The organism is Variovorax sp. J2P1-31 (assembly GCF_030317215.1).
GTDB lineage: Bacteria > Pseudomonadota > Gammaproteobacteria > Burkholderiales > Burkholderiaceae_C > Variovorax.
This window is the reverse complement of record NZ_JASZYA010000003.1, coordinates 1,104,369-1,129,153: the sequence shown is the minus strand read 5'-3', so window position 1 is coordinate 1,129,153 and position 24,785 is coordinate 1,104,369. Positions and strand designations below refer to the sequence as shown.

22 protein-coding genes and 2 pseudogenes are annotated in these 24,785 nt (G+C 57.4%); 14 read left to right on the top strand and 10 right to left on the bottom strand.

What is annotated here, in order from left to right:
- The first annotated feature begins 187 nt into the window (after positions 1-187).
- The 8 genes from QTI20_RS25180 (at position 188) to QTI20_RS25145 (ending at position 8,731) form a co-directional block, all read left to right on the top strand.
- Entirely contained in the window at positions 188-1,201 is a 1,014-nt protein-coding gene (locus tag QTI20_RS25180) for a tripartite tricarboxylate transporter substrate binding protein (protein ID WP_157900048.1), read from the top strand.
- A gap of 116 nt (positions 1,202-1,317) precedes the next feature.
- Positions 1,318-2,100, top strand: coding sequence for an enoyl-CoA hydratase/isomerase family protein (locus tag QTI20_RS25175; protein ID WP_239467155.1), 783 nt, complete (start codon positions 1,318-1,320; stop codon positions 2,098-2,100).
- A gap of 2 nt (positions 2,101-2,102) precedes the next feature.
- Positions 2,103-3,332, top strand: a complete 1,230-nt coding sequence (locus QTI20_RS25170; protein WP_076196679.1) for a CaiB/BaiF CoA transferase family protein — start codon at positions 2,103-2,105, stop codon at positions 3,330-3,332.
- 113 nt (positions 3,333-3,445) lie between these two features.
- Complete coding sequence (locus QTI20_RS25165) at positions 3,446-4,210, top strand: 2-keto-4-pentenoate hydratase (RefSeq protein ID WP_286556132.1); 765 nt, start codon at positions 3,446-3,448, stop codon at positions 4,208-4,210.
- 54 nt (positions 4,211-4,264) lie between these two features.
- Entirely contained in the window at positions 4,265-5,125 is an 861-nt protein-coding gene (locus QTI20_RS25160) for a fumarylacetoacetate hydrolase family protein (RefSeq protein WP_286556130.1), read from the top strand.
- A gap of 123 nt (positions 5,126-5,248) precedes the next feature.
- The gene (locus QTI20_RS25155; RefSeq protein WP_076196673.1) at positions 5,249-6,343 is read left to right on the top strand and encodes an enolase C-terminal domain-like protein; all 1,095 of its coding nucleotides are present in this window, start codon (positions 5,249-5,251) and stop codon (positions 6,341-6,343) included.
- 142 nt (positions 6,344-6,485) lie between these two features.
- A complete protein-coding gene (locus QTI20_RS25150; RefSeq protein ID WP_076196671.1) occupies positions 6,486-7,304 on the top strand; it encodes an acetoacetate decarboxylase family protein in 819 nt (272 codons plus the stop codon).
- A 374-nt stretch (positions 7,305-7,678) separates the two neighbouring features.
- A complete protein-coding gene (locus QTI20_RS25145) occupies positions 7,679-8,731 on the top strand; it encodes an NAD(P)-dependent alcohol dehydrogenase (RefSeq protein WP_076196669.1) in 1,053 nt (350 codons plus the stop codon).
- Positions 8,732-8,875: 144 nt separating this feature from the next.
- Here QTI20_RS25145 and QTI20_RS25140 read toward each other — a convergent pair.
- Positions 8,876-9,088, bottom strand: a pseudogene (locus tag QTI20_RS25140) (IS3 family transposase); the annotation flags it as partial.
- Between the two features lie 207 nt (positions 9,089-9,295).
- Here QTI20_RS25140 and QTI20_RS25135 point away from each other — a divergent pair.
- Positions 9,296-9,430: a hypothetical protein gene (locus QTI20_RS25135; RefSeq protein ID WP_286556127.1), complete on the top strand. Its 135-nt coding sequence runs from the start codon at positions 9,296-9,298 to the stop codon at positions 9,428-9,430.
- Positions 9,431-10,055: 625 nt separating this feature from the next.
- On the opposite strand, the gene QTI20_RS25130 is transcribed toward QTI20_RS25135, so the two are convergent.
- The 5 genes from QTI20_RS25130 to QTI20_RS25110 all read right to left on the bottom strand — a co-directional run bounded on the left by QTI20_RS25130 (position 10,056) and on the right by QTI20_RS25110 (position 16,017).
- On the bottom strand, positions 10,056-11,645 hold the full coding sequence (locus tag QTI20_RS25130; RefSeq protein WP_286556126.1) for a gamma-glutamyltransferase family protein: 1,590 nt from the start codon (positions 11,643-11,645) through the stop codon (positions 10,056-10,058).
- A gap of 59 nt (positions 11,646-11,704) precedes the next feature.
- Complete coding sequence (locus tag QTI20_RS25125; RefSeq protein ID WP_286556125.1) at positions 11,705-12,676, bottom strand: tripartite tricarboxylate transporter substrate binding protein; 972 nt, start codon at positions 12,674-12,676, stop codon at positions 11,705-11,707.
- 3 nt (positions 12,677-12,679) lie between these two features.
- Positions 12,680-13,636 carry a Bug family tripartite tricarboxylate transporter substrate binding protein gene (locus QTI20_RS25120; protein ID WP_076196663.1) on the bottom strand — a complete coding sequence of 319 codons (957 nt, stop codon included), beginning with the start codon at positions 13,634-13,636 and terminating at the stop codon, positions 12,680-12,682.
- 201 nt (positions 13,637-13,837) lie between these two features.
- Positions 13,838-14,761, bottom strand: coding sequence for a 2-hydroxyacid dehydrogenase (locus tag QTI20_RS25115; protein WP_286556123.1), 924 nt, complete (start codon positions 14,759-14,761; stop codon positions 13,838-13,840).
- Entirely contained in the window at positions 14,752-16,017 is a 1,266-nt protein-coding gene (locus QTI20_RS25110; RefSeq protein ID WP_286556119.1) for a Zn-dependent hydrolase, read from the bottom strand. Before QTI20_RS25110 ends, QTI20_RS25115 begins: the two co-directional genes overlap by 10 nt.
- Positions 16,018-16,154: 137 nt before the next feature.
- Here QTI20_RS25110 and QTI20_RS25105 point away from each other — a divergent pair, with 137 nt between their 5' ends.
- Positions 16,155-16,838 carry a GntR family transcriptional regulator gene (locus QTI20_RS25105; protein WP_076196657.1) on the top strand — a complete coding sequence of 228 codons (684 nt, stop codon included), beginning with the start codon at positions 16,155-16,157 and terminating at the stop codon, positions 16,836-16,838.
- A 50-nt stretch (positions 16,839-16,888) separates the two neighbouring features.
- Here QTI20_RS25105 and QTI20_RS25100 read toward each other — a convergent pair whose 3' ends face one another.
- The 3 genes from QTI20_RS25100 to QTI20_RS25090 all read right to left on the bottom strand — a co-directional run bounded on the left by QTI20_RS25100 (position 16,889) and on the right by QTI20_RS25090 (position 20,037).
- Complete coding sequence (locus QTI20_RS25100; RefSeq protein ID WP_286556117.1) at positions 16,889-18,253, bottom strand: aspartate aminotransferase family protein; 1,365 nt, start codon at positions 18,251-18,253, stop codon at positions 16,889-16,891.
- Between the two features lie 34 nt (positions 18,254-18,287).
- Positions 18,288-19,352 carry a phosphotransferase gene (locus QTI20_RS25095; protein WP_286556115.1) on the bottom strand — a complete coding sequence of 355 codons (1,065 nt, stop codon included), beginning with the start codon at positions 19,350-19,352 and terminating at the stop codon, positions 18,288-18,290.
- Positions 19,353-19,749: 397 nt separating this feature from the next.
- Positions 19,750-20,037: an ABC transporter permease gene (locus QTI20_RS25090; protein ID WP_503011829.1), complete on the bottom strand. Its 288-nt coding sequence runs from the start codon at positions 20,035-20,037 to the stop codon at positions 19,750-19,752.
- A 4-nt stretch (positions 20,038-20,041) separates the two neighbouring features.
- Here QTI20_RS25090 and QTI20_RS25085 point away from each other — a divergent pair.
- A pseudogene (locus QTI20_RS25085) lies at positions 20,042-20,878 on the top strand (transposase); the annotation flags it as partial.
- A gap of 286 nt (positions 20,879-21,164) precedes the next feature.
- On the opposite strand, the gene QTI20_RS25080 reads toward QTI20_RS25085, so the two are convergent.
- The gene (locus QTI20_RS25080; RefSeq protein WP_286553488.1) at positions 21,165-21,671 is read right to left on the bottom strand and encodes a winged helix-turn-helix transcriptional regulator; all 507 of its coding nucleotides are present in this window, start codon (positions 21,669-21,671) and stop codon (positions 21,165-21,167) included.
- 288 nt (positions 21,672-21,959) lie between these two features.
- On the opposite strand from QTI20_RS25080, the gene QTI20_RS25075 reads away from it, so the two are divergent.
- From QTI20_RS25075 to QTI20_RS25065, 3 genes are all read left to right on the top strand, one after another.
- Complete coding sequence (locus QTI20_RS25075; RefSeq protein WP_286553489.1) at positions 21,960-23,099, top strand: saccharopine dehydrogenase family protein; 1,140 nt, start codon at positions 21,960-21,962, stop codon at positions 23,097-23,099.
- 89 nt (positions 23,100-23,188) lie between these two features.
- The gene (locus tag QTI20_RS25070; RefSeq protein ID WP_076196653.1) at positions 23,189-23,590 is read left to right on the top strand and encodes a tautomerase family protein; all 402 of its coding nucleotides are present in this window, start codon (positions 23,189-23,191) and stop codon (positions 23,588-23,590) included.
- Positions 23,591-24,160: 570 nt separating this feature from the next.
- Positions 24,161-24,550: a nuclear transport factor 2 family protein gene (locus QTI20_RS25065; RefSeq protein WP_286539706.1), complete on the top strand. Its 390-nt coding sequence runs from the start codon at positions 24,161-24,163 to the stop codon at positions 24,548-24,550.
- Positions 24,551-24,785: the final 235 nt, after the last annotated feature.

The following is a 24,785-nucleotide window of genomic DNA, read 5'->3' as shown; positions in this document are numbered from 1 at the left end:
AACAGAAGTTCACGGCCGCACCCACAAACCTGTTGAAAAAATAGATTTTTCTGTGTAATATCAACAAACGGCTGACGCAACCGAGCATTGTCCGACGCTGGATGAGTGGGAGGTAACCGTCAGTCGAGGCCCGGCAGCTTGGCCCTTTGGGTCAAGCCTCGCAATCCAATACGCCCAGGAGACAAAAGTGTTAATCCATCATCCCCTCACCTCGGTCAAGAAAATTTCTGCATGTTGGAAGGCGGTCATATTCAGTCTGATCGCAATGGCTTTCTCTCTGCCGCAATACAGCGCTAGTAGCGAGCAATATCCGTCAAAGCCAATAGTGATCAAGGTGGCGTTTCCGGCTGGAGGTGGAGTAGACGGAGTTGTCAGGCAAATTCTCGCATCGCTTCAAAGTTCGCTTGGTCAACCCGTCGTAGTTGAAAACCTTCCGGGCGTAGGTGGTGCTATTGGCGTCATGAACGTCGCGAGAGCGTCGTCGGACGGATATACGCTGCTCGCCCACGCGAACGATCTGATTCTCGCGCCACTTGTGTTGTCGTCCGCTCAATACAAGGCGACCGACTTTAGGCTGATCACCCCATTATCTCGCAGCGACTTCATTCTTGTAGCTCGGCCAGGGCTTGCAGGAAAAAAGCTCAAAGATTTAGTTGAGATGAGTAAAACAACGCAGGGAGGGCTATCCATCGCGCACCAGGGTCTTGGATCGCTATCGCATTTGGCCAGTGAAGACTTTGCCTCGTTCGCCGGAATGCAAATCACAGGAGTGCCCTATAAGGGAGGGGCGCCAATCATTCAGGATCTTCTCGGGAACCATGTCGACTTGGCCTTTTTGCCTATTGCAGCCAACAGCATTTCTATGATCAAAGAAGGCCGGATCATTCCAGTCGGCCTAGCTGCATCGCAGCGCAACGCTGAGATCCCCGACGTAGCAACTCTCGCGGAGGGGCGTGATCGCACGTTTGAATACGCCTCCTGGAGTGTGATTATGGTGAAGCGGGATGTGCCTGAGAGCGTTGCCGAAAGGCTAAACATCGCTATTCGCAAGGCGATTGAAACGCCGGAATTCCAGAGATTTGCCAAAGATAGTGCCGCCAAGCCATTCGGTATGTCGCTGAAAGAAGCTGATGTCTTTTACGCATCGGCTATCAAGCAGTACGCAGATATGGCGGTCAAGTTCAAATTGCAGCCGCAGTGATCTCTTGAAGCGCGGTCTTTGCCGAAAGAAATTTTTGCAACTCGGAGTGCACCACGGCGGGCTCCAAATGTTATGTGGCCCAAAGTATCTAACGTATGACAGAAAGAGGCGGAATTGTGAATGATTTGATTAAGCATAGTGTTGACGGCCCAGTTTCCATTTTGTCGATGGAAGCACGCCCGCACAATTTTATGAGTATTGCATTTTTGGACGCGGTACTGGATGGTCTGTCCGCAGCTGAGTCCGCAGGGTCACGAGCGGTAATTCTGCGCAGCGGTCTCAAGAATTTCTCTGCAGGCGCGGACGTCGACTATTTGAATGAAGTGCGAAACGCCGCTATCGCGGGTCGTGCACATCCGTATGACCTTCCCGGATTTCTCAGTCGATTCGAATCATGTCGATTGCCAGTAATCGCTAGCGTGCACGGCATCTGCGTGGGGGGGGGATTGGAATTGGCAATCGCTTGCGACTACATCATTGCATCCGAGTCGGCGAAGCTGGGATGTGTTGAAGTGGTTGTCGGCTTGCATCCTTTGATGGGTGCAGTCCAGCGGATTACCCAACGCGCCGGTGCATTGCGCGCAAGTGAGATGGCGATTCTTGGACGCAGATACGACGCCTCTACTCTGGAGCGATGGAACTTGCTTAACTTGGTGGTCCCAGACGACCGATTGCAGTCGGCCACGTTGAGCATTGCTAACGAAATCGCTGCCGGCCCCACTGTCGCTCACACCGCATCAAAGCAACTAATTCGCATTTCTGTGAGTCAGGGAGTGGCCGCCGCAGACGCGGCGATGACGCAGCTTCAGGCCTCGATCTGGGCTTCCAAGGACCTCGTGCTCGGGCTTGCTGCGTACAAAGCAGGCGATTTGGGCTCGACCAAATACGAGGGGGTTTAGCCATGAGCGGCCCACTAAGTGGAATCAGAGTCGTTGACTTTTCACGTGTGCTCGCCGGCCCATTGTGTGCCCGAACCTTGATGGATCTGGGTGCCGATGTGATCAAGGTCGAACCGCCACGGCAAGACCTTTCCCGGTTCGCCTACCCAAGGTCTTCGGGCATGTCGGGATACTACGCGCAGCAGAACGCTGGAAAGCGCAACGTCTGCATTGATCTCAACGTGCCGGGAGCACTCGACGTCATCCTCAAGCTATGTGACGAAGCAGATGTTGTCGTTGAGAATTTCCGCGCCGGAACGATGAAGTTTCTGGGATTGGATTATGAGACCTTGGCAGCGCGCAATTCGCGCTTGATCTATGTATCCATCTCCGGGTATGGCCAACTCGGACCTTGGGCCAGCAGGATGGCATACGCACCTGTAATTCAGGCAGAGTCCGGATTTACGCGTAATAGTCTGGACCATTACGGCGCAGCGTTAGAGCGGTCAATGACCGACAGTCTCTCGCACGCTGATGTGTATACCGGCTTGCAAGGCGCAATCGCCGCATTGGCGGCGTTGAACCGGCGGTCCTTGACCGGTGTTGGTCAGCACGTCGATGTTCCGATGGCCGCCACGATGCTCGCAACGAGTGAGCGTGCACATTTCGATCTGAATCCGGAGGAACTTAACGACGAACCACCCATTCTCGGAGCGGCGGATTGTCCTTTCTTTGAAGGACCGAACGGTGAGCAGATCGTGTTGAGTGCGAGCTTGGTTGGCTCTCTTACGTTTCCATTCTTTCTTAAAGCGATGCGTCGACCTGACCTAGCGTCTGACGTGCGCTTTGCAACGGCGACCGCTCGAAAACAGAATGTGGCCGACTTGCATCGGATAGTGCAGACATGGTTCTACACATTTCAAAGCCTTGCAGCTCTCGATTGCCAATTGGACGAAGCGAAAATCGCGATGGGTGTGATCCGTACGGCGCATGCCTTGACTACCTCAGTGTGGGCTGAACATTGGCGCGCAGTAGAGCGTGTGCCGAACCGCCGCGGCGGAGAGTACATATTGCCCGGTCGTCCGTGGCGGTTTTCCAAGGATGAACTAACGCCTCCTGGATCGCCTGCATTCCGAGGCGAGCACAACCGAGAGGTACTTTCGAGTATCGGAGTGTCAGAGGAGCATGTTAATTCGCTCTTTGATGCTGGCGCGCTACTCATCGACTCAGAAAACCTCTCACAAATAAATTGAGAATTTTTGAATTTCGCGGCCCAGCCGAGAGTGCTGACTACAAGCATCGACATCGTACATACCGCGTCACATAACCAGATAGCACTGTTAGATTTTTTACAGGATCCAGCATCATGACTGAAAAGCACGAAGTACTTGAATCTTTCTGGAGATCCGCTTGGGAACGAACGCCTACGCCTATGCAATGGGCTGGCCAACTTTCTGTTGATGAAGGCAGTCTTATTCAGATTCAAGTGGGAGATCGCTACGAAGCCCACGGGATTCGCCGATTTGGTTGGAAGGTTGCGGCAACCAACAAGGCTGTTCAGCAACAACTCGGAGTTTCCGAGCCTGGATTCGGATCGATTTATGAAAATAAAGTGCTTTGGTCTGGGGCTGCCTTAGCCTCGAGCCAGCTTATTCAACCGCACATTGAATGCGAACTGGCATTTCAGCTCAACAAAAATATCAAATCCGCCCGTACGCTTGACGACATGGCTGAGTCTGTTGATTTTGTATACCCAGCATTCGAATACATCGAGAAGCGTGTAACAGTTCTCGATATGGGCGTGGCTTTTGCTGACAATGCGGAACACACTGGAATCGTTCTAGGCCAGCCCGTCAGGCATCAAATCGATAGAGATTACAGGCAAGTCGTTTGTACGTTGTTCAAAAACACATCGCTGATTGACTCCGCTCCCGGTGAGGTTGTGTTGGGAAATCCGCTGAATTCGATTTTGTGGCTAAAGCAGCGGCTGGAGAAATACCAGCGACAGCTTACTGAAGGCATGGTCGTCATGACTGGTTCATTTCTGCGTCAGCTTCCTGTTTCATCGGGAGATCACATTCGAGCCGAGTTCTCCGGGCTCGGTGTTGTGGACGTTAATGTGGTTAATTAGATTGAATTTTTCCACGGGTGAATTGTTTTAAATACTTACGACACTGGAATTAATATGAAGATTGCACGCTTCTCAGAGCACGGCCGCGATGGCTTGGCTGTAGCCCTTGATGGAATGGACTTTAAAGGACTTTTCTTAGATAAATTGGGCATCGCTGGCGATCTGCAGACCGCGCTGGAAGGTGGCCCGAACGCCATCCGAAAACTGACGCGCGCTCTTTCGCTTGGCGAAGATGTGGATTTGGCGCAGGTTTCGCTTAGGCCGCCGCTGCTCTCGCCAGAAAAAATCATTTGTATTGGTCTGAATTATGTAGATCATTCGGCTGAAAGTGGATTTGTGCCGCCAGCTTATCCGACCGTGTTCTCTCGTTTCAATTCAAGTTTGATCGGCCATGGAGATGCGATTGAAAGGCCTCAGACGTCTGAGCAGCTTGACTACGAGGGTGAAATTGCATTTGTGATTGGAATTGGCGGGCGAAACATTTCAAAATCGGCAGCGCTCAAACATGTTTTTGGTTATTCATTGTTCAATGATGCGTCATTGCGCGACTATCAAACCCGGACGCCACAATGGACTATCGGTAAGAATTTCGACAAGACAGGTGCTTTTGGCCCATATCTCGTGACAGCCGACGAGCTGCCCGAAGGTGCAAAGGGACTGTCGCTGCAAACTCGCCTAAATGGCAATCTGGTGCAAGACGGAAACACGGACGATCTGATTTTCGATATTCCTACGCTGATCGCCGAATTGAGTGCGGTTATGACTTTGCGCCCAGGTGATGTTGTCGTCACAGGAACGCCAGCTGGCGTGGGCGCAGCACGCAAGCCGCCGCTGTGGATGGTCCCTGGCGATGTTTGCGAGATCAGTGCAAGCGGGCTAGGAACTCTTCGAAATCCGATTGTCGCTGCGGGTTGATCGAATGACGCTGACCGATAGGAGGCCGCTCCATCTAACGAGGGAAATACTCCTGCGAAGAGATCTACGCATCGCCCGGTAATCTCTACTTCCTTTTTGAAAATCAGACTTGAGGTTAACGCAATGATCAACAGATCTTTGAAAATCCGAAGCATTTCCGCCAGGCCAATCGTCATCAAGCTCAAACGACCCATTGTTACCCGAATGGGTTCGTTTGCTGATTGGCCCATTGTCTTGGTTGATTTGATGACGGAAGATGGCGTGATTGGTCGCAGCTATCTGCAGCCTTACATCATTAAATCTATGCGTTATTTGGTAGCTGCTCTTGAAGATGTTGGGGCGATGCTTAAAGGTCAAACTGTGTCGCCAGTTGACTTGTTCAATGCAGTCCGGAAATCGCTTCATTTAATTGGGTATGAAGGTTTCTCAATGATTGCTGCTTCAGGTGTCGACATGGCGGCATGGGATGCTCTTTCAAAGAGCGCGCAACTCCCGTTGTGTGCAATGCTTGGTGGCTCTGTCGGCCCAGTCAGATGCTACAACACAAACGGTCTTTGGCTTCAGGAACCGAGGGCCGCGGCCGAAGAAGCTAAGGAACTTATGAATGAAGGTGGATTCACCAGCTTGAAGATGAGATTGGGTCGAGAAAAGATAGCTGATGACCTTGCCACTCTCGATGCAGTTCGAGAGGCGGTTGGTGATGAAGTAGATTTAATGGTTGATTTTAATCAGGGTCTTAACCTCGCCGAGGCTCTACAGCGATGTCATTTGATTGACGATCATGGACTGATCTGGATCGAAGAACCGCTGCTTTATGACAACTTTGATGGATATGCGCGCCTAGCGGCAGATCTTAAAACTCCTCTGCAAATGGGCGAGAACATTTACGGATCGCGGGAGCTGTACAAATCAATCCAAAAGAAGGCATCTGATTTAGTCATGCTGGATCTAATGCGCATCGGCGGCGTAACTGGATGGACGCGAGCGGCTGCTATTGCGGGTGCCGCAGGGTTGCCCTTGTCGTCCCACGTTTATCCCGAGGTCTCAGCACATATGATGCGAGTGTCGGAAACCGCCCATTGGCTAGAGTGGAATGATTGGCACAACGTAGTATTGCAGACTCCGTATGAGGTCAAGGGCGGAAATCTCATAATTCCCGATGTCCCCGGCGTAGGATTGGAATGGGATGAAAAAGCTGTTCAGCATTATCTAATCTAGCAGCCCACCCGGAGCATTGCATGCCCATCATTTCACATCTTCCCCACTCGGGTTGCGGCTGCAACTTAAAGCGCTAATTGGACCTAATCCCGTGACGATTAGAGCCTGCAGCATATTATCCACGTTTCGTATTTAATTAATCATGACAAATAGCATAGATACTCCTTCGCGTTACAGAATGCCGACGGTGTTTGGACCCAGTCCCGGACCGCGCCAAGGACCGAATGGAGAAAGATTTGACCTTAGTGATACGCCGCGCACTATCGCTTCAATCAGCTTTTTAACGGATGAAGCTGAGCTTCGTAAATTGCTGCCGCCGAATTGCGAACTCGACGGTGAGCCCATCGTCACTGTGGAACATGTGACGTTGACAGAACTTGAGTGGCTCGCCGGGCGCGGTTATTCACTGCTTTCGGTTTCATATCCAGTTCGCTACCGCGGCGCTAGCGAATCAGTTCGCGGGTCATTCATGCCTGTCCTGTGGGAAAACCGATGTGAACCAATCCTGACTGGTCGTGAGGAACTAGGATTTTCGAAGCTGTACTGTGAGTTGCCAGAGCCCCGAATCCTACAAGGGACTCGACTCCACACGGCCGTTTGGGAAGGGCACGAATTTATCCGGATGGCATTCAGCGACTTGGTGGTCGGGGCGCCGCCGAATTCACCGGAAAGTGATGGAATTCTGCATCATCGGTACATCCCTAGCCTGCGCCAAGTAGGCGAATCCGCTGTTGACGAAATGGTGTTGTCTCCACAAGTCAGTTCAGCCAAGCCTCGATATACCTCTTTTGTTTCAGGCATTGGAGAAGTCAAATTTATCCGCTCTACTTGGGAGGAGCTTCCAACTATGTTTCACATAGTGAATGCACTTGAAAGTCTGCCGGTGCTTTCACCGCGTTTTAGCTATATCGCCGAAGTGCGAGGCGCTACCGATCTTTCTGAGCAGCGAGTACTGGGATGATCGATTTGGCATGTGCATTCTGAGTCCCATGCGATGTATCCAACGCGGCTTGAACTATTGGACAGGTTTGTTAGTCGGCCCGCTTCAAAGATCGCAATGCAGGTGCACACGCGGTTGCGTTGAACAACCTTTGGATTGCGCAGTGCAGTTTTATGGGAATGCAGGCAGATTGAACTCGCCAGGCGAACTGATACCAGGCGCCTGAGCATACGAATCGATGCGAATCAGGACATCGATACACCTTGAAGCAGCTTACGCAGACCATCTTTAATCGAACTCTCAATAGAACGGCATATCAGGGGATCCTGCTTGTTCTGGCATTCATAAAGTCAAAAATAGAGTTCACCTTCTAGAACGTCCACATCGGAAACGCTATGACACTCGCGCATGCTTATGCGGCCCAGTCCGCCACCACCCCACTCGCACCGTTCACTTTCCAGCGTAGATTTCTGACGGCGCGGGATGTTGCCATTGACATTTTGTACTGCGGCGTCTGCCACTCCGACCTGCACACCGCAAGGAGCGAATGGGGCCCGTCGGTATATCCCTGTGTGCCTGGCCATGAGATCGTCGGACGTGTGAGTGAAGTGGGAACGGACGTTTCAAAATTCAAAGTGGGTGACTTCGTCGGCGTGGGCTGCATGGTGGATAGTTGCCAGCACTGTCAACCTTGCGCTCAAGGTCTCGAACAGTACTGCGACAACGGCATGACCGGGACCTACAACAGCCAGGAACAAGTGTCGCGCGCCAATACGTTGGGCGGATACTCGGACCACATCGTGGTATCTGAAAAATTTGTGCTAAGAATCTCACACCACGAAAAGGCCCTAGCTGCTGTAGCGCCATTGTTGTGTGCGGGCATCACAACTTATTCGCCTCTGCGCTACTGGAAGGTTGGTCCGGGCCAGAAGGTGGGTATTGTTGGGCTGGGCGGGCTTGGGCACATGGGGATAAAGATCGCGACAGCGCTGGGTGCGCACGTCGTCCTATTTACCACTTCGCCTAGCAAGACCGAGGACGCGCTGCGGTTGGGAGCCAAGGAAGTCGTTGTTTCGGAGAATGCCGACGCATTGGCGATCCATCGCAACAGCTTTGACTTCATTCTCGATACGGTCGCGGTCGCTCACAACTTGGATCCGCTAGTGACACTGCTTAAGATGAACGGCACTTTGGTCTTGGTTGGGATACCGAGTTCGCCGAATCCTTCGCCCGGCGCATTTGGCCTCATCAGCAAACGACGCAGTATCTCCGGGTCGATGATCGGCGGCATTGCTGAGACTCAGGAGATGTTGGACTTTTGCGCGAAACACAACATCGTCTCTGACGTCGAGATCATCAAGATGCCGCAAATCAACGAGGCCTATGAGCGGATGCTCAAAAGTGATGTCAAGTACCGCTTCGTCATCGACATGGCAACGGTGCGTTAACTCGCGCTAGTCAATCTGGCTGTGTTAATTGAAGTGGAATCGGCGGGTGGACCAACCGTGTCAGAGCTTGCGAGCATATTGGCCGGTTCGATCGAACTTACCTGCGCCATGGGCTGCTGCCGATTCCGTGGACACCGACCCAAGCTTCTTGAACTCTATCGGACTGACCAGCCGAGCTTCAATTGACGACGAGTAGGGTTGTAGAACCGCTCGATGTAGTTGAACACGTCCGCGCGTGCCTGCTCTCGTGACCGGTACACCTTCTTGGCCGTGCGCTCGGCGCTCGGTCTTCAATGAACTGAAGAAGCTCTCCATCGCCGAGTTGTCCTTGTCTCCGCGGCTCATGCTGCCGGTGATACGTAAGCGCTCAATAAGCCACGCCCTACCGCATTGATCGAGAAGGCGATAAATGTTCGAGCTTCCCCCTGTGCCAAGATGACCTGCTGCACCTACCCCTGACAAATCAGTGAGCAACGAGGTAGGTATGTCCAAGACCCAACAACCCAAGGTATCCATGCAGGCAGTGTCCGCATCGCCTCTTGCCGGCGCCGACCCGCCCGATCAGTGCTGCTGGTAGCCGATACCGAAGCGGTGCCGCGTGCCCGGCGCCGGCGTTTCTCCAACGCCGACAAGCGCCGCATCCTGGCGGCGGCCGACCGTTGCACCCAGCCTGGCGAGATCGGCGCGCTGATGCGCTGATGCGCTGAGAGGGTGTGTATTCATCCTCCTCGAGCAACTGGAGGCGCCAGCGCGTGCAGGCCGAACTGACTGCACTGGCACCGCAAAAGCGTGGCCCCAAGGTCAACCCCGCGCGGCTCGATGCCGTGCAGATCGCCCAGCTCACGCGCGAGCGCGACAAGCTGCAGATCCCGCTGGACAAGGCCAGCCTGGTCATCGCAGTCCAAAAAAAGTTGCCGCCTTGCTGGCCCTGCTCGAACACGACGGCAAGCCCGAGAGCAACTGATGGCTGGCGTGCTGGAACTCACCCCCGCTCTGGGCACCAGAGCGGCGTGCCGCGCGCTGGGCCTGTGGCGGGGCGCACCGCAGCGCCAGCAGGCCAGTGTGCGCCGCAAGGCGTTCGTAGGCCCGCGGGTCCACCATCGCGCACGAGCGTGCGCGCCGTTGGCCCTGCTCGACTGGGTTCAAGCATCACGGCCGACACCGCGTCGCGCAATCCCGGCTGATAGGCAAGTGCGAAGTGGACGCCATTGTTGCCTATGATCGATTTGCACGACCATAGTGCTATTGGTGGCCTCCGTCCATCGTCCTCAGCGCAGGCATGCATCCTTCCACAGTGATCCGCCCCGCATCCGGATTTGAAGACCTAACAGCCAACAGCCTGCCCATCCCGCCGATGGTCGGAACCCGCGACATAGGCGATGTCATCGCCCGGCAGACGCTGCACCAACTGCGCGCTGCCGAACTCGAGCGAGTCGACGGGCATCACCTTCACGTCATGGCCCATCGCGCGCATCCCCTGCACGCATTCGGTTGGCATCAAGGCCTCAACGATAAGCTTTCCCTGGTCATCGATCCGCCAACGGGGAGCGTCTGAGCTTGCCTGTGGATTGAGTTCTTCCACGACAGAATGGATTACCATCTGCACGTGGCCTTGTGACTGCATGTTGGCACCCATGACCCCGAACGCCATGACAGGTTCATCATTCTTGAACAAGAAGCCCGGCAGGATTGTGTGCGATGGAAGCTTGCTGCCGGCGACTTCGTTCGCGTGTCCTGGCTGCAAACTGAAGCCGGCCCCGCGGTTCTGCAAAGCAATGCCTGTGCCTGGCACGACCAAGCCGGATCCGAATCCGCGATAGTTGGATTGGATGTAAGAAACCATCCGCCCGTCTTTGTCGGCGGTGCACAGATAGACAGTCCCCGAACTGCGAGGTGCGACTCTGGATTTGACCGAGGCTTGCGTCGCATTGATGGCGTTCGCAAGAGAGCGGAGGCGCTTCGTGTCGAGTAGGTCAGCCACCGGCACGCGCATCGTTGCGGGATCCGAATTGTGCGTGTAGAGGTCGGCGAACGCTAGGCGCATGGCTTCGATCTCCAAATGCATGCGCTGCGCCGAACCTGCGGCGTGTGCTTCGTAGTCGAGATGATCCAGGATACCGAGTGCCAGCAGGGCGGCAATGCCTTGGTTGTTGGGCGGCATTTCGCAGATGTGGTGCTCGCGGAATTCGTGGCGGACGGGATCCACCCATTGCGGCGCATGAGCATCCAGGTCGGAAGTACTCAACGCGCCACCGTGCTCCTGAACGAAGCCGGCGATTTGGGTGGCCAGTTCGCCGCGATAGAATGCCTCTCCCCTGGATTTCGCGATGAGTTCCAGGCTCGCCGCCTGCGCCGGATTTCGCCAGATTTCGCCAGGCTTCGGGGGCCGTCCCTGCACGAGGAACTCGGTGAATCCGGGAAACACCTTCAGGTTCGGAGTCTGATCCGTCCACTGGCGTGCGATGATCGGGCTGACAGGATAGCCATCGCAGGCGTGGCGAATCGCATCGTCGAACAGGTCTTCAAAGGGCAAAGCACCGAACCGCTCTGACAGTGCAACCCAACCTGAGACGAGTCCTGGAACGGTCACGCTATCAGGACCTCTTAACGGCATGGCGCTCTTACCTGCGAAACGGTCCTTCGTCCACACTTTCGGGGACCGACCGGAGGCATTCAACCCGTGCAGTTGCCCACCATCCCAGATCTGGGCGAAGGCGTCGCCGCCGATGCCGTTTTGGGTGGGTTCGACAACCGTCAAGGTAATGGCGGCAGCCAAAGCTGCATCGATCGCGTTGCCTCCCCGCCTGAACACCGCCAAACCCGCTTGGGCGGCCAAGGGTTGAGAGGTCGAGACGATGTTGCGCGCCATGATCGGTTGGCGGGCGGAGCGAAAGGGCAATGCGGTGTTGATCATCTGTTGATAGCTCGCGGGCCGGAGACGCGTCCGGCCGTGGGGTTGGTGCAATGGGCCGTTCAGTCGATCTTGACCTGAATCTGCTTGACGAGTTGAGCGTTCTGCAGCGCCTCATTGCGCATAAAACTATGGAAATCGGCTGTGTTCAGGGTGCTTGCTTCCAGTCCCGCGTTGGCGACGAAGGTCTTCACATTGGCCGTGCTCATCGCATTGGCTGCGGCCTCCCGGAGTTTGCCCAGGACAGGGTCAGGCGTGCCCTTGGGCGCGACCAGACCGGTCCATACGTAGGCGTTCTGTTCGGGATAGCCTAATTCCGCGAGCGTGGGAACGTCGGGCAGCGCGGACGAACGGGATCCGCTGGTGACGGCCAGCACCCTGAGCTTTCCGCTCTTGATGAGTGGGATCATGGCTGCCTGCCCAGGCATCATCATTGACACTTGGCCACCCATCAGGTCGGCGACAGCAGGAGCAGCCCCTTTGTAAGGCACGTGCACCATGTCGAGACGGGTAGACTGCAGCAGGCGTGCGGCGAAGAGATGCTGATTCGACCCGTTGCCGGAAGAACCGAAGTTCAGCATGCCGGGCCGGGCCTTGACGTATTCGACGAACTCCTTGAAGGTCTTGACTGGCAATTCGGGATTGACGACCACCACGCAAGGTTCCCGTGTGATGAGGGCCACGGGAACGAAAGCTTCCACGGGGTCGAAGCTGAGCTTGTAGAGTGATCCGCTGATGGTTTGAGGGTTTGACACCGCGAGCAAGGTGTAGCCATCTGGTGCGGCCTTGGCAGCGGCTTCCGCGCCGATCATCGCGCCCATGCCGGGTCGGTTGTCGATGACCATGCCTTGACCAAGCGCTTTGCCGATCTCGGCTGCGACGGTACGCACAGGCACATCGGTGGAGCCACCTGCCGAGTAAGGAACGATTACTCGAATGGGACGTGTTGGATAGTTATCTGCCATGACGGCGGCGGATGCCACGGCTGCGAAGAGTGCACAGACCGCGGCCCGGAGCAAGGAGAGGGTTGGCATGGCTCAGTCCTCCATGTAGCCGGAGGCGACGACGATAGGACGTAGCACATCGCGTTCGGCGGCTGTGGCGCGGCCGAAGTCCTGGCCGACCAGAAGGCTGGGAACAACGCCCAGTTCCAGCAAGCGCCGACCGATGTCCGGATCGCCGATCATCTTGCTCGCCGCCACCTCTAGTGGCTTGATCGCATTCGCAGGGGTGCCAGCCGGCGCCCAGATGCCGTACCAGAAGGACCTGAACGATTGCAGGCCCAACTCTTCGAACGTCGGTACATCTGGGGTTAACGGGAAACGTTGGGTCGTCGACACCGCCAGCATGCGAACTTTGCCGGCCTTGTGCATGGCTACCAGGCTCGCGTCCGAGGCGGCCGGGATGTGGCCGCCCAGCAAGTCCGACGTCATGGGCGCGCCGCCTTGGTAGGGGACGGCCTCGAAGCGAACGCCCAACTCCTTACTCAGACCGGCCAAAGCGATATGGGAGGCGCCACCGAGCGCCGCGACTCCCACCATGGGGCTGATCTTGGCCGCCTTGATAGCGGCCACGTACTCGCCGAGTGACTTGTAAGGTGAGTCGCTACGTACAGCAATCGCGTTGGGTACCACGGCAAGGCGTGCCACCGGAGCGAAATCCTTCTCGGGGTCGTAGGGCAGCTTGCGTTTGGTCAGGGCGAGCAGCGTCAGCGAGGTCGAGGGCGCGAACAGCAGGGTGGTGCCGTCCTGGCTCGCCCGCTTGACGTAAGCGGCGGCTAGGCTTGTCGAAGCGCCAGGCTTGTTCTCGACGATGAAGCTCGTGCCGAGGCTAGGCCCGAATCGTTCGGCGGTGAGGCGAGCGACCGCATCGGCGACGCCGCCGGGTGGAAAGCCTACGACGAGCCGAGAGACATTGCCTTGGGCCATAGCCCGCAGCGAGGCCATGCCGAGTCCCGTGCTTGCGGCGGCGGACAGAAAGAATCGACGCTTCATGAACACTCCTGTACTGGTACTACTTCATAGGCACACCGTGCCCAAGCCCCTCCTTAATGTCGATTGTCAACAATAGTATCGGGGAAAATAAAGCAAGCAGTCGAACCCCTGTGTAGAGCCAAACCTACTTGCCTCGATGAAGTAGCACAACGTGTGCCAGAAAACCTAAGGTGTGCGGCGCCGAAAATGCCCTCTATTGATTCAATACCCTAGCTTGGGATCGATGATGCCTGTGATTGGTGCACCTGTGGCGTGCGCTTTGATCTTGGACGCAATCTGCTGGGTTGCAATCGAGTCGATGGGTGTGGCCGACACGTGCGGCGTGATGCGCACTCTCGGGTGAGTCCAGAATGGGTGATCGGCACTGGCGGGCTCGGTGTTCAGTACGTCCACTGTTGCCCCGGCCAGTTGGCCGCAGTCGAGCGCAGGAATGAGTGCCTCTTCGTCAAGGTGACCACCGCGTGCGATATTGATCACGTAGGAGTTCCGCGGCATTTGGCTGAACAGTCGCGCATTCAGAATGTGCTGAGTTTCCTCCGTCAGCGGAACGAGACAAATCAGCACTCGGGTGGCTGCCGCAAATTCCCTGAGGCCTTCAGCGCCGACGAAGACCTGCACATTGCCACCGCGGGCACTTCGAGCCCAGGCGTGCACCGGAAACCCGAGCATCCTCACGCGCTCAGCGACGACCGATCCGAGGGTGCCGAAGCCTAGAATGCCAACGGGAAAATCGGACTTCTCGCGGGGTGGGAAAGGCAGCCACTTGCGCGCATTTTGCAAATCCTCGCAGTGATCGAATTCCCGGAAGTAGTGGAGCAACTCGTGCGTCACATAGTCAGCCATTTGCTCGCTCATGCCCGCATCCTCTAAGCGGACGATTGGTAGGGCGGCAGGGATGCGCAGCGCACGAATGCGGTCGACACCGGAACCGCCGTTGAAGATGGCGCGCAGATCAGGTTGGGAGTCGATGATCCGTTGATCTGGATTCCAGAGGACAAGGTAGTCACCCGCAGGAGCGTCGGGCTGCCAGTCGATGACCTCGAAATCCGGCAGCAGTGCTTCGAGCCGCTCTCGCCATACTTTGGCACGTGGGTCATGCGGCGCGAATGCGCAGATCACTCGCATGATGGACTCTCCAGTCGACGTTGCACCACGCGCAGCAGCACGCGAAGCCCGTGAATGAGGTCTTGGTCGTCGGTGTGTTCCCGCGGGTTGTGGCTGACGCCTCCGGCACTGGGCACGAAGATCATTGCGGCCGGCGCGATGCGGGCGATCATCTGCGCGTCATGACCAGCACCCGAGACCATACGCATGGCGGGCAAGCCAAGTTCTTGTGCGGTCTGCGCGACCAGGCTGACGATGGACTCGTCGAATTTGACCGGCTCGAAGCGGGCGAGCGACTCGGTGCTGAAATCGATGCCGTCCGTTTCGCGTAGCTGCTCGAGGAACGCCAGAAGCTTGTGTTCGGCCTCCTGAAGTTTCGTCTCGTCGGGGTCGCGGATATCCGCCGTGAAGACGGCCTTGCGCGGGATCACATTCACCAGATTGGGTTCGAAGGCGATGCTGCCGGTAGCTGCGATGGTGGTGCCGCCCGAGCCGTTGGCTACTTCCTCGCGCATGAAGGCAATGACCTTGGCCGCCGCCAGGCCTGCATCGCGTCGCAGCCGTGTCGGCGTCGTACCGGCATGATTCGCCGTTCCGTTGATGGTGATGCGTTGCCAGGAGATGCCCTGCACGCCGAAGACCGCTCCGATGGTCAGGCCCTCGGCTTCGAGCACCGGGCCTTGTTCGATGTGCAGCTCGATATACTCGGCCGGGACGATGGCGCCCACGGGCGCGGTGCCGTTGTAACCAATGCGCCGGAGTTCATCGCCGAGGACGGTACCATCGATGCCACGGCTCGCGAGTCCTTCCTCCAGCGACATCCCGCCAGCATATACCAGCGATCCCAGCATGTCGGGGTGGTACCGGACCCCTTCTTCCCCGGTGAAGGCGATCACGGTGAGGGGGCGCTCAGGCAATACGCCCGCGTCCCGGTAGGCTCGGCACACGGCCAAGCCGCCGAGAACGCCGTAGCAACCGTCGAGTGCGCCCGCATTGCGCACGGTGTCGATGTGCGAACCCATCATCAAGTGTGGTTTCGAATCGTTCTGGGAGGGGAGGGTGCCGATGAGATTGCCGATCCGGTCAACCTGCACGCGCAGGCCCAGGTCGATCATCAGACCCTTCACGAAATCGCGCCCTTGTTTTTCCGTATCCGTCAGGGCCAGCCGGGTTCGGCCACCCTTCTCGGTGTCGGCGCCGATGGCGCCCAGCGAGCGGAGGTCGGTGAGGAAGCGGTCTGCATTGAAGTGGAGCGCGGAACGCACGGTTGTCGACATGGAATGCCCCTGATTAAATATGATTGACGATTGCTGACAATAATAGGATGGGTAGCCATAGTTGCTCGCGCGGTCAGGCAGGTTTGCCACGAGCCCCTCGGCTAAGTTTCTTCGAACAATTTCAGGTGTATTGAACTATGAGCGTTGCGCAAGTCCGTCCGATCTTCAAGCTGTCTGCAGAGGCGCAAGTCGAGGCTAACCTGCGAGACTTCATCCTGTCCGGCGCGGTGAAACCGGGCTCGCGTGTGACGGAGATCGCGCTCTCGGAGCAGTTGGGTGTTGCGCGCGCGACGCTTCGCACGGGCCTGCACAAGCTGGCCAGTGAAGGCATCCTGGTGCAAATTCCTTACACCGGTTGGCAGATCGCCGAATTGTCGGCGCAGGACGTCTGGGAAGTCTGGACCTTGCGTGGAAGCCTGGAAGGGCTCGCTGCGCGCCTCGCAGCCCAATGCCGAAACGAAAAGCTGCGCACGAAAATCACCCAGGCGTACCTGCGACTGGACGCCGCTTGCAAGGCAGGCAGGATGGATGCGATCTCCAAATGCGATTTCGCGTTCCACCGCGCGATCATCGAAGCGGCACAGCATTCCCGCCTGGACCACCAGTACCGTTTGGTCGAGCAGCAGGTTCGCCTCTGCATCGATACAAGCAACAGGATCGAGGAGATTACGCCCGAAGCGATTCGCCTGCAGCACAAGCCGATCTACGAAGCCATCCAGGCGGGCAAGCCGGCACTGGCTGCGGAAGAGGCGATGGCGCACAACGAAAGTGAAGGTAAGCGACTCGAGGAATGGCTGAAGGCTGCGGCGGGGACCCGGTAGAGCGGGGCGCTGCGCCCGGCGGGGTTCGGCCGGCCAGCCGCAGCTGCCCATCATTTTGGCAAACGTCTGAAGACGTATTCCAGTTCGGTCAGAAAGCGGTCAACGTGCTGTTCACCGAACACCAGTGGCGGCCGAATCTTCAAGATGTTGGCGTGGTTGCCAGTGGCTGAGATCAACACGCGGCGCTGGCGCAGGCCGTTGACGACCGCGGTCGCCGCGGCGGCATTCGGGGTCTTCAGCGCGCGATCGCTGACCAGCTCGACGCCCGTGTAAAGGCCCGAACCGCGCACGTCGCCAATGATTTCGAATTGGGACGACAACTGCGCGATGCCCTCGCGCAGCAGGCGACCAATGCGGCCGGATTTCCTCACGAGATCCTCTTCCTGGATGACGTCGAGAGTGGCCTGGGCGGCGGCGATGGCGACGTTGTTGCCACCGAAGGTGTTGAAGTAGCGCATCGAACTGCCAAAGCCGGCGACCACCTCGGACCTGACGGCAATGGCCGCGACCGGGAAACCATTGCCCATGGGTTTGCCCATCGTCACAATGTCCGGATCGATGCCGTGGCGTTGAAAGCCCCAGAGTTTTTCGCCGGTGCGGCCGAAGCCGGACTGCACTTCGTCGGCGATGAACAGGCCTCCGGCCTTGCGCACGACTTCTGCAACCGGGGCCAGCAGCGATGTCGGATGACCGTAAACGCCATCGGAGGAGAACATGGAGTCGACGATGAAGGCCGCCAGCCCATCGCCATGACGTTGCAGGTCGTCGATTTGCACCTGTACGTCGGCCGCCATCTTGCGGCCCAGTTCTTCGGGTGAAAAGCGGTAAGAGTCCGGCGCCGGCACCTGCCGCACCCAGGTGCCCAGCGGTGAACTGATGCCCAGAGAGGGCGAGAACCCGGCCGTTAGATGGGAATTGCCGTGATACGCCTCCTCGGTCACGATGATGCCGCGCTTGCCGGTGTGGTGCAGGGCAATGCGCAAGGCCAGGTCGTTGGCTTCGCTGCCGGTACAGGTGAACATGACATGGCCGGCCACGCCCACGGCGCCGCCGAACGTCGCCAGCAGCTGCTCCGCATACTTGAGGATACCGGGTTGTAGGTAACGCGTGTGGGTGCATAAGGTCTGCATCTGCTCGTGAACCGCTGCCGCGACCCGAGGATGTGCATGACCGATGGAGACGACGTTGTTGTAGGCGTCCAGATACTCGTTGCCTTCGGCGTCCCACAGAAGCACGCCACTGCCCTTTACCACTTGCACGGGTGTTTGATAGAAGAGGCGATACGCGGGGCCGAGCAGGCGCATGCGCTTGTCGATCATCTGTCGTGTCTCATGGGCTAGGCCTTCGGCCGTAGCCGGGTTGAAGGCGTTGACCATCTTGCCGCCAGGGGCGGTGCGGGCGAGATCCTTGCTCATGTTCTTTCTTGGTTCAGTGGAGCGAAATTCGAGATCAGGCGGGATCGGCCACCAAGATGGCCACGGAAATCTCTTCGTGGCTGCGATTGAGAAACCACTGCAATTGGGCCCACCCCTGCAGCGTGTTGCGCAACAGATAGGCGGAGTTCTCGGGGAACTGCTTGGCCAGGCTGATACTTAGCAACGCGCGTGCGATGACACGCGCCATGACCAAGTGTGGAATCAGTTCGAGTTCTTCGGCATGGAGTTCCGCATTCGCAAGGTAGCCGTGCAGGACATCGCGCCCCGCGGCGAACATATCCTGGCTGGGCAGCGTTCCGCTATTGCGAGGAAGCTGGTTGAGCAGCGCGGTGGAGACGTCGATCGCGATGGCGGTGTGGACAGCGTCGCCGAAGTCGATGATGCCAGTGACGAACGCCGCCGTAGAAGGGTCGACGACGATGTTGGATTTGCTGAAGTCGTTGTGCAGTACCTGCTTGCGTAGCGCATGGATGCGCGGTAGCAGCGGGGCCAGTTTCTGCAAGCCCTTGACCAGCATCCCACGTTGGAAGCCGTCATCGATGTTGGCCACGAGGAACTCAAGACTCTCGATGTTCTTGACATCCCACGGGATGAAGCGGTGGCTCGCGGCATGAACAAACCCCTCAGTGGCCAGACGCAGGCGGGCGAGCATCGCACCGATGAGGCGGCGCTGATGGCCATTGGCGGACGACGCGTCCAGCGGCGTACCGTCCACGAAAGACATGAGCCGAACAAGCCGTGTCTGGCCGGCATGGTCCAAGATGCTGGCATGTGTTTTGCCGGTCAACGTCCGTACGATGCGCGGAATGGGCAAATCGGGTGAGACCTTGGCAATATGCTCCAGCAGTCGGACTTGAAAGTCCAGTTCATCCTGCGCGTCGGCAGGGTTGGCCAGCTTCAAAACATACGCGCCGCAGGGGCTGTCCAGTCGATACGTGTCGTCTTTCTCTGTGGCAAACCTTGTCAACCGGCCTTGCAGGCCGTAAATCCGACTCGCAATGCTCTGTGCTTCGCTCTCTGCGACTGGCACGAACGGAGTTGCCATGCGACTTAAGTCGAATTCGGGAATCTTTGGCATGCGAATTGGTGGCTGATAGAACTCGGATGAACTGAGTTGAAAACTCAATTTTTGATCGGCGCATGACTATAGCATTCAATTTGACGATTGTCGACAATGTGAGCAAAGGTCGTTGACGAGGGCTTTGAGTCGCCTTGCCTGGTCACGAAGTCTCGAGAGATTGCTCATCCGCCCCGGACCTGCAAGCAGCGGTTACCACGCCATCGCACCTTAGGACACGAAGACGGATGAACAGTCATTGGCATGCGTCGATTGACACGCGCAGGTCGAGCCCTGAACTTTGACTGTTCAGCTCCTGGAGGGCAGTTCAGACCGAGGTGGTTCATGCTGCGAGCGTAAGTGCGTAGTGAGCAGCAATGCTGATCAGAAAACTCCCATCCTTTACTGTCTCAGCGTCTCAACCTCCGCCGAATATATCCCCGGACTCGTTTCCACGTCGAACCCAGCCCGTAGTCCGGCTCTCAATCACATCAGCCAGCCAGTACATGCAGATGCCCAGCACGGCGACGACCAGCAGGGCGGCGAATACCAGTGGAACTCGGAAAGACGAGCTCGCGTTGAGCAGTAGGTAGCCGACGCCCGCATTGCTGGCCACCATCTCAGACACCACGGAGCCCACGAAGGCTAGCGTTATGGCAATCTTCAGAGAAGCGAACAGGTAAGGCAGGGCACGTGGGAGCGCCACCTTACGTAGGATGGACGCGCAGGAACGCCATGTGCTGCTAAACACGCTGAACAGCGAGCGCTTTGCCGACACCGCTCCAGCGGCCGTACATGCCACGCTGCTCGACGAAGGCGTCTATCTCGGCTCGGTGCGCACGATGTACCGGTTGCTGGCCGTCAACGGTGGCGTGCGCGAGCGGCGCCGCCAACTTGCGCACCCGATCTACATGAAGCCTGAGCTGCTGGCCATGGCACCCAACCAGGTCTGGTCGTGGGACATCACCAAGCTCAAGGGGCCAGCCAAGTGGACGTGCTTTCATCTGTATGTGATCCTGGATATCTTCAGCCGCCACGTCGTGGGCTGGCTGATCGCCGCGCGCGAAAGCGCAGAGTTGGCCGAGCAACTGATCGCTGACACCGTGGCGCGCCACGACATGCAGCCCGGCATGTTGACTCTGCACGCCGACCGTGGCGCCAGCATGCGCTCCAAGCCCGTGGCCGCACTCCTGCTCGACCTGGACATCGCCAAGAGCCACAGAAGGCCACACGTCTCTGACGACAACCCATTCTCCGAGTCGCAGTTCAAGACGATGAAGTACCGCGCGGACTTGCCCTCACGCTTCGGCTGCATCGAGGACGCACGCGCCCACTGCCAGACTTTCTTCGCTTGGTACAACACCGTGCATCGCCATTCGGGCACCGCACACATGACGCCGCACGGCGTTCATTGCGGGCATGCCGACACGGTATGCGCGATCCGTCAAGTCGCTCTTGATGCCGCGTTTGTGGATCACCCAGAACGCTTCAAAGGCAAACCGCCATCCACCCATGCCGTGCCTGCTGCGGTGTGGATCAACCCACCACCTAAGGATGGCGATCAACTCTGTTCAAACACCGCTGCTTTGCGTAGTAAATTTATGACGCCAGGTGCTGCAAAGTCATTGACACGTTCCGCTTCATCAACCATGAAGGAGTACGTATTGACCAGCATCCCCAAGATCGACCCGAAGCGTTGGCAGCCGCACCTGCAGCGGGCCAGACGCGAGGGCAAGAGCGTGGCTCGCATACGCGAGCGAGCAAAAATACCATTTGGTGACCTTCAACATCTCGCGAAGTGAAGCGACGCTGACGTGGATGCTTGTCAGGCGCTCATTTTCTTAGCGGATCCCCTGAACTCAGCGCGGTTGAAGAAGGATCTCTGTCTTCTCGTTCGAGCGCGCGCGAAACGAAGTCGTGGGGTCCGAGCGTGCGACCGTCCTGTGATTTCAACTCAAGTGGGCGGAGTTTTTCGTGCGCTTGTCGGTCCACCAGATCGTAGGAGAGTTGCCCGGGAGGGAAACAGAATTCTTCTCCCCATTGCCAAAGCGCGGCGACCACTAGGTAGAGCCGCTCACCTTTCTCGGTCAAGACATACTCTCTATAGGAGGACCCATCGGAGGCGGGTGCTGTGGTGAGAACGCCGCAGGCAACCAGCTTCCGCAGACGCGTGGTCAAGATGTTCTTCGCTAGTCCTAAGCTCCGCTGAAACTCCCCAAAACGCCGCGTTCCCGCCAAAGCGTCACGAACAATCAGCAGCGACCACCAGTCACCAATTGACTCGAGGGATCGCGCGATCGCGCAAGTGCTGGTTTCCAGCGTTGTGCGCTTGCCCTTCATCTCACTCCTTCATGCCAATGTGTGCATGCCAGTGGCTTGTTGCTATAGACGATCCACGTTCCGACAGCGCCGAAGTCACTGTGGTGTCGTGGCTTGCATCGATTCGTACTCAAGCCGTAAGTTGCAAAAATAAACCAGGCAGAGTACCATCTGGACGATGGTTGTAAAGTTAAACCGATCTGTTGAGGCATTTCGCGGTGGGCGCCCCGATGACGCCTGCGAGGAATGCTTGCCAGCTCGGGCAAATTGGAGCGAAGAGCACATGCGATTAGCGAGAGGGAGCCTGCCATGAACCCGGCGGCGGAGTTCGACATTATTGTCTATGGGGCGAGCGGCTACATCGGCCGACTCGTCGCGGAGCATTACGCGCGGCGCTATGGCGTGGGCGGTAAGGTGAAGTGGGCCATCGCCGGTCGCAGCCAAGCAAAATTGGCAGAGGTGCGCGATCAGCTCGGGGCGCCGAAGGACATGCCGCTGGTGGAGGCCAACGCGAACGACCCGGCCCAACTCGCCTCGATGATCGCGCGGACCAAGGCGATTGTCTCGACCGTTGGACCCTATCAGTTCTACGGCTCAAACTTGGTGGCCGCCTGCGCGGCTGCTGGGGTTGATTATTTGGACTTGTGTGGCGAACCCGCCTGGATTCGTCAGATGATCGATACGCACGAGGCGACGGCGAAGGCGTCTGGCGCACGGATCTTGTTCTCATGCGGGTTCGATTCGCTGGTGTTCGAGCTTGGAGTCTATTACGCCCAAGAGACGGCTAAGGCGACGCTGGGCGCCCCCGCGCCACACGTGAAAGCTCGGCTGCGGGCCATGCAAGGCGGCCCTTCGGGGGGCTCTGTCGCGAGTGTGATGGCCACAATGGCGGCGGTTCAAAACGATGCTGTGCAGCGCGCGGTCTTTATGAGCCCGTTTGGCTTAACGCCTGGCTTCGAGGGGCCAACCCAACCTCAAGGCGACGCGGTCAGAGATGACCCCGACGTGGGACCCGTTGGGCCGTTCATCATGGCGGCGCTCGATACCAAGAACGTCCACCGCTCGAACCTCTTGATGGGTCATCCTTATGGCAGGGATTTCCTTTACGACGAGATGGTGGTTGGCGGTGGCGAAATACCGAGCGTAGGGGATATGAGCCTCCTGCCCAAGCCCGGCGAGGGGCCGACCAAGGATGAGCGTGAGGCCGGCTTTTACGACATCCTGTTCATCGGAATCGGAGCGGACGGGCGGAAGGTGCGCACGTCAGTGAAGGGCGATATCGATCCCGGTTATGGCGCGTCATCAAAAATGCTCGCTGAAACGGCGATCGCTCTGATGGGTGCGCCGGATGTGCCAGGTGGCATCTGGACCCCTGGTGCTGCGCTGCGCGGCAGCCTGGTCGAGCGATTGAGGCGGCACGCCGGCGTGAGCTTTAGCGTTGAGGACTAGCTGTTCAAACCATCGTGGCCAGATAGGCGTGCCACTCTGATGTTCGTTTTTCGCCAATTCATCCCCAAACCACAGAAAAGGAAAAAACCATGCCACTCGTTCGCGTAACTATGCTGAAGGGTAAGCCTTCAGAATACATCAAGCAGCTATCACAGAGCATTTATGAAGCCCTCGTTGAGGCTTATCTCATGCCTGAGAACGACATGTTCCAGATCATCGAACAGTTGGAGCCCGGGACGCTTATATACGATCGACGATTTGGGATCGACGGCGAGCGAAGTGACGATTTCATCCTCATCAACATCGAGTCCGACGCAAGGCGGCGTGATGAGAAGAAGGCGTTTGTGGCCCGTCTCGTGGAGAAGCTTTCGGTATTACCAGGCCTGTCGCCGGACGATGTTTTCGTCCGCCTCTCGGCGAACACCGTAATGGAAGATTGGTCGTTCGGGGGCGGCAAGGTTGCCTCCGACATCGAATATCCGGCGGGATGAGATGCGCGGGCGGTTGGCGGCTCCTCAAGATGATCGAAAGATCGACCGCCAAGTTGCTCGAGAAGCGGCGAACCTTTCTCGATGTTCTTCCTGTGAATGTCGGGTCATTTCCCAGTGGAGCCTTTCAAAGTGTCCTCGACCCCAAATGACGTTCTGTTTCGCGCCTACCGCGTGGAGTCATTTGAACTTGGCTTGGCGAAAACGGCCTCAACCATCACCGGATGGGCGAAAAAGCCCTTGGGGGCGCCGACCATCAGCGTCGATGCTATTGGACATAACAACGAGTTCCTCAGCACACACAGGCGGAGAGCGCTCAGAAGCCGCAAGCCTCGACCAATTGGTCGATCGGACGGAGTGCGAGGAGTTCGATCTGATCGCTGTCGGACGAGTCCCAATGTGCGATATCCACTGGATAGAAAAGGTAGGCGCCAACCCTGGCTACGCTATGAAAGAGTTCGATCCCGCCGCAATTGGCGTACTCGTATAAGAGTGGCTTCGTGCGACACACCAATCGCTCAAGTCTCTGAACGACCAGCAATGTAACTACAAACAACTGAAAGGGCTAACTTCATGACAACAGCATCAACATCAACGGCCGACGCCAATAAGCGGCTCGTCCTCAAGGCGGCGCAAGAACTCTTCGGGAATCTGGATCTGACCGCAATTGATCGCTACTGGGGGGATTCATACATACAGCACAACCCGCTCTACCCGGACGGGAAGGAACAAATTCGCGCACTTATCCAAGGCGCAATTGACAGCGGCGTTCCGACCAAGGCAGAAGTGAAGCGAGTGGTCGCAGAGGGCGACCTCGTCTGGATTCACGCGAAGAGCTTCTTCTTCGGCAAGGAACTTGCGACGGTCGAAATATTCCGTGTCGAGAACGGAAAGATCGTCGAGCACTGGGATGTCATCCAGGAAGTGCCCGCGGAATCGGCCAACAGCAATACGATGTTCTAGTCCTTGCCCCGCAGGAGCCCCGGTTTTGCAGGGGAAGCAGTACGAGTTTTGCATATGCGTAGGTATAGAGCACGTATGTCCATCGAAGGAACTTCGAATCGTTATCCGCCAAGCAAACGGGATGGACGAGTCAATCCTCAAAGCGCTCAAGCTCGTTCCCGAAGCACAACCCGAGTTACCCAGATCGCCGATGGGTCGGTCGAGATGCGGTGCATGTCGCGCGACTGCTGGGCGA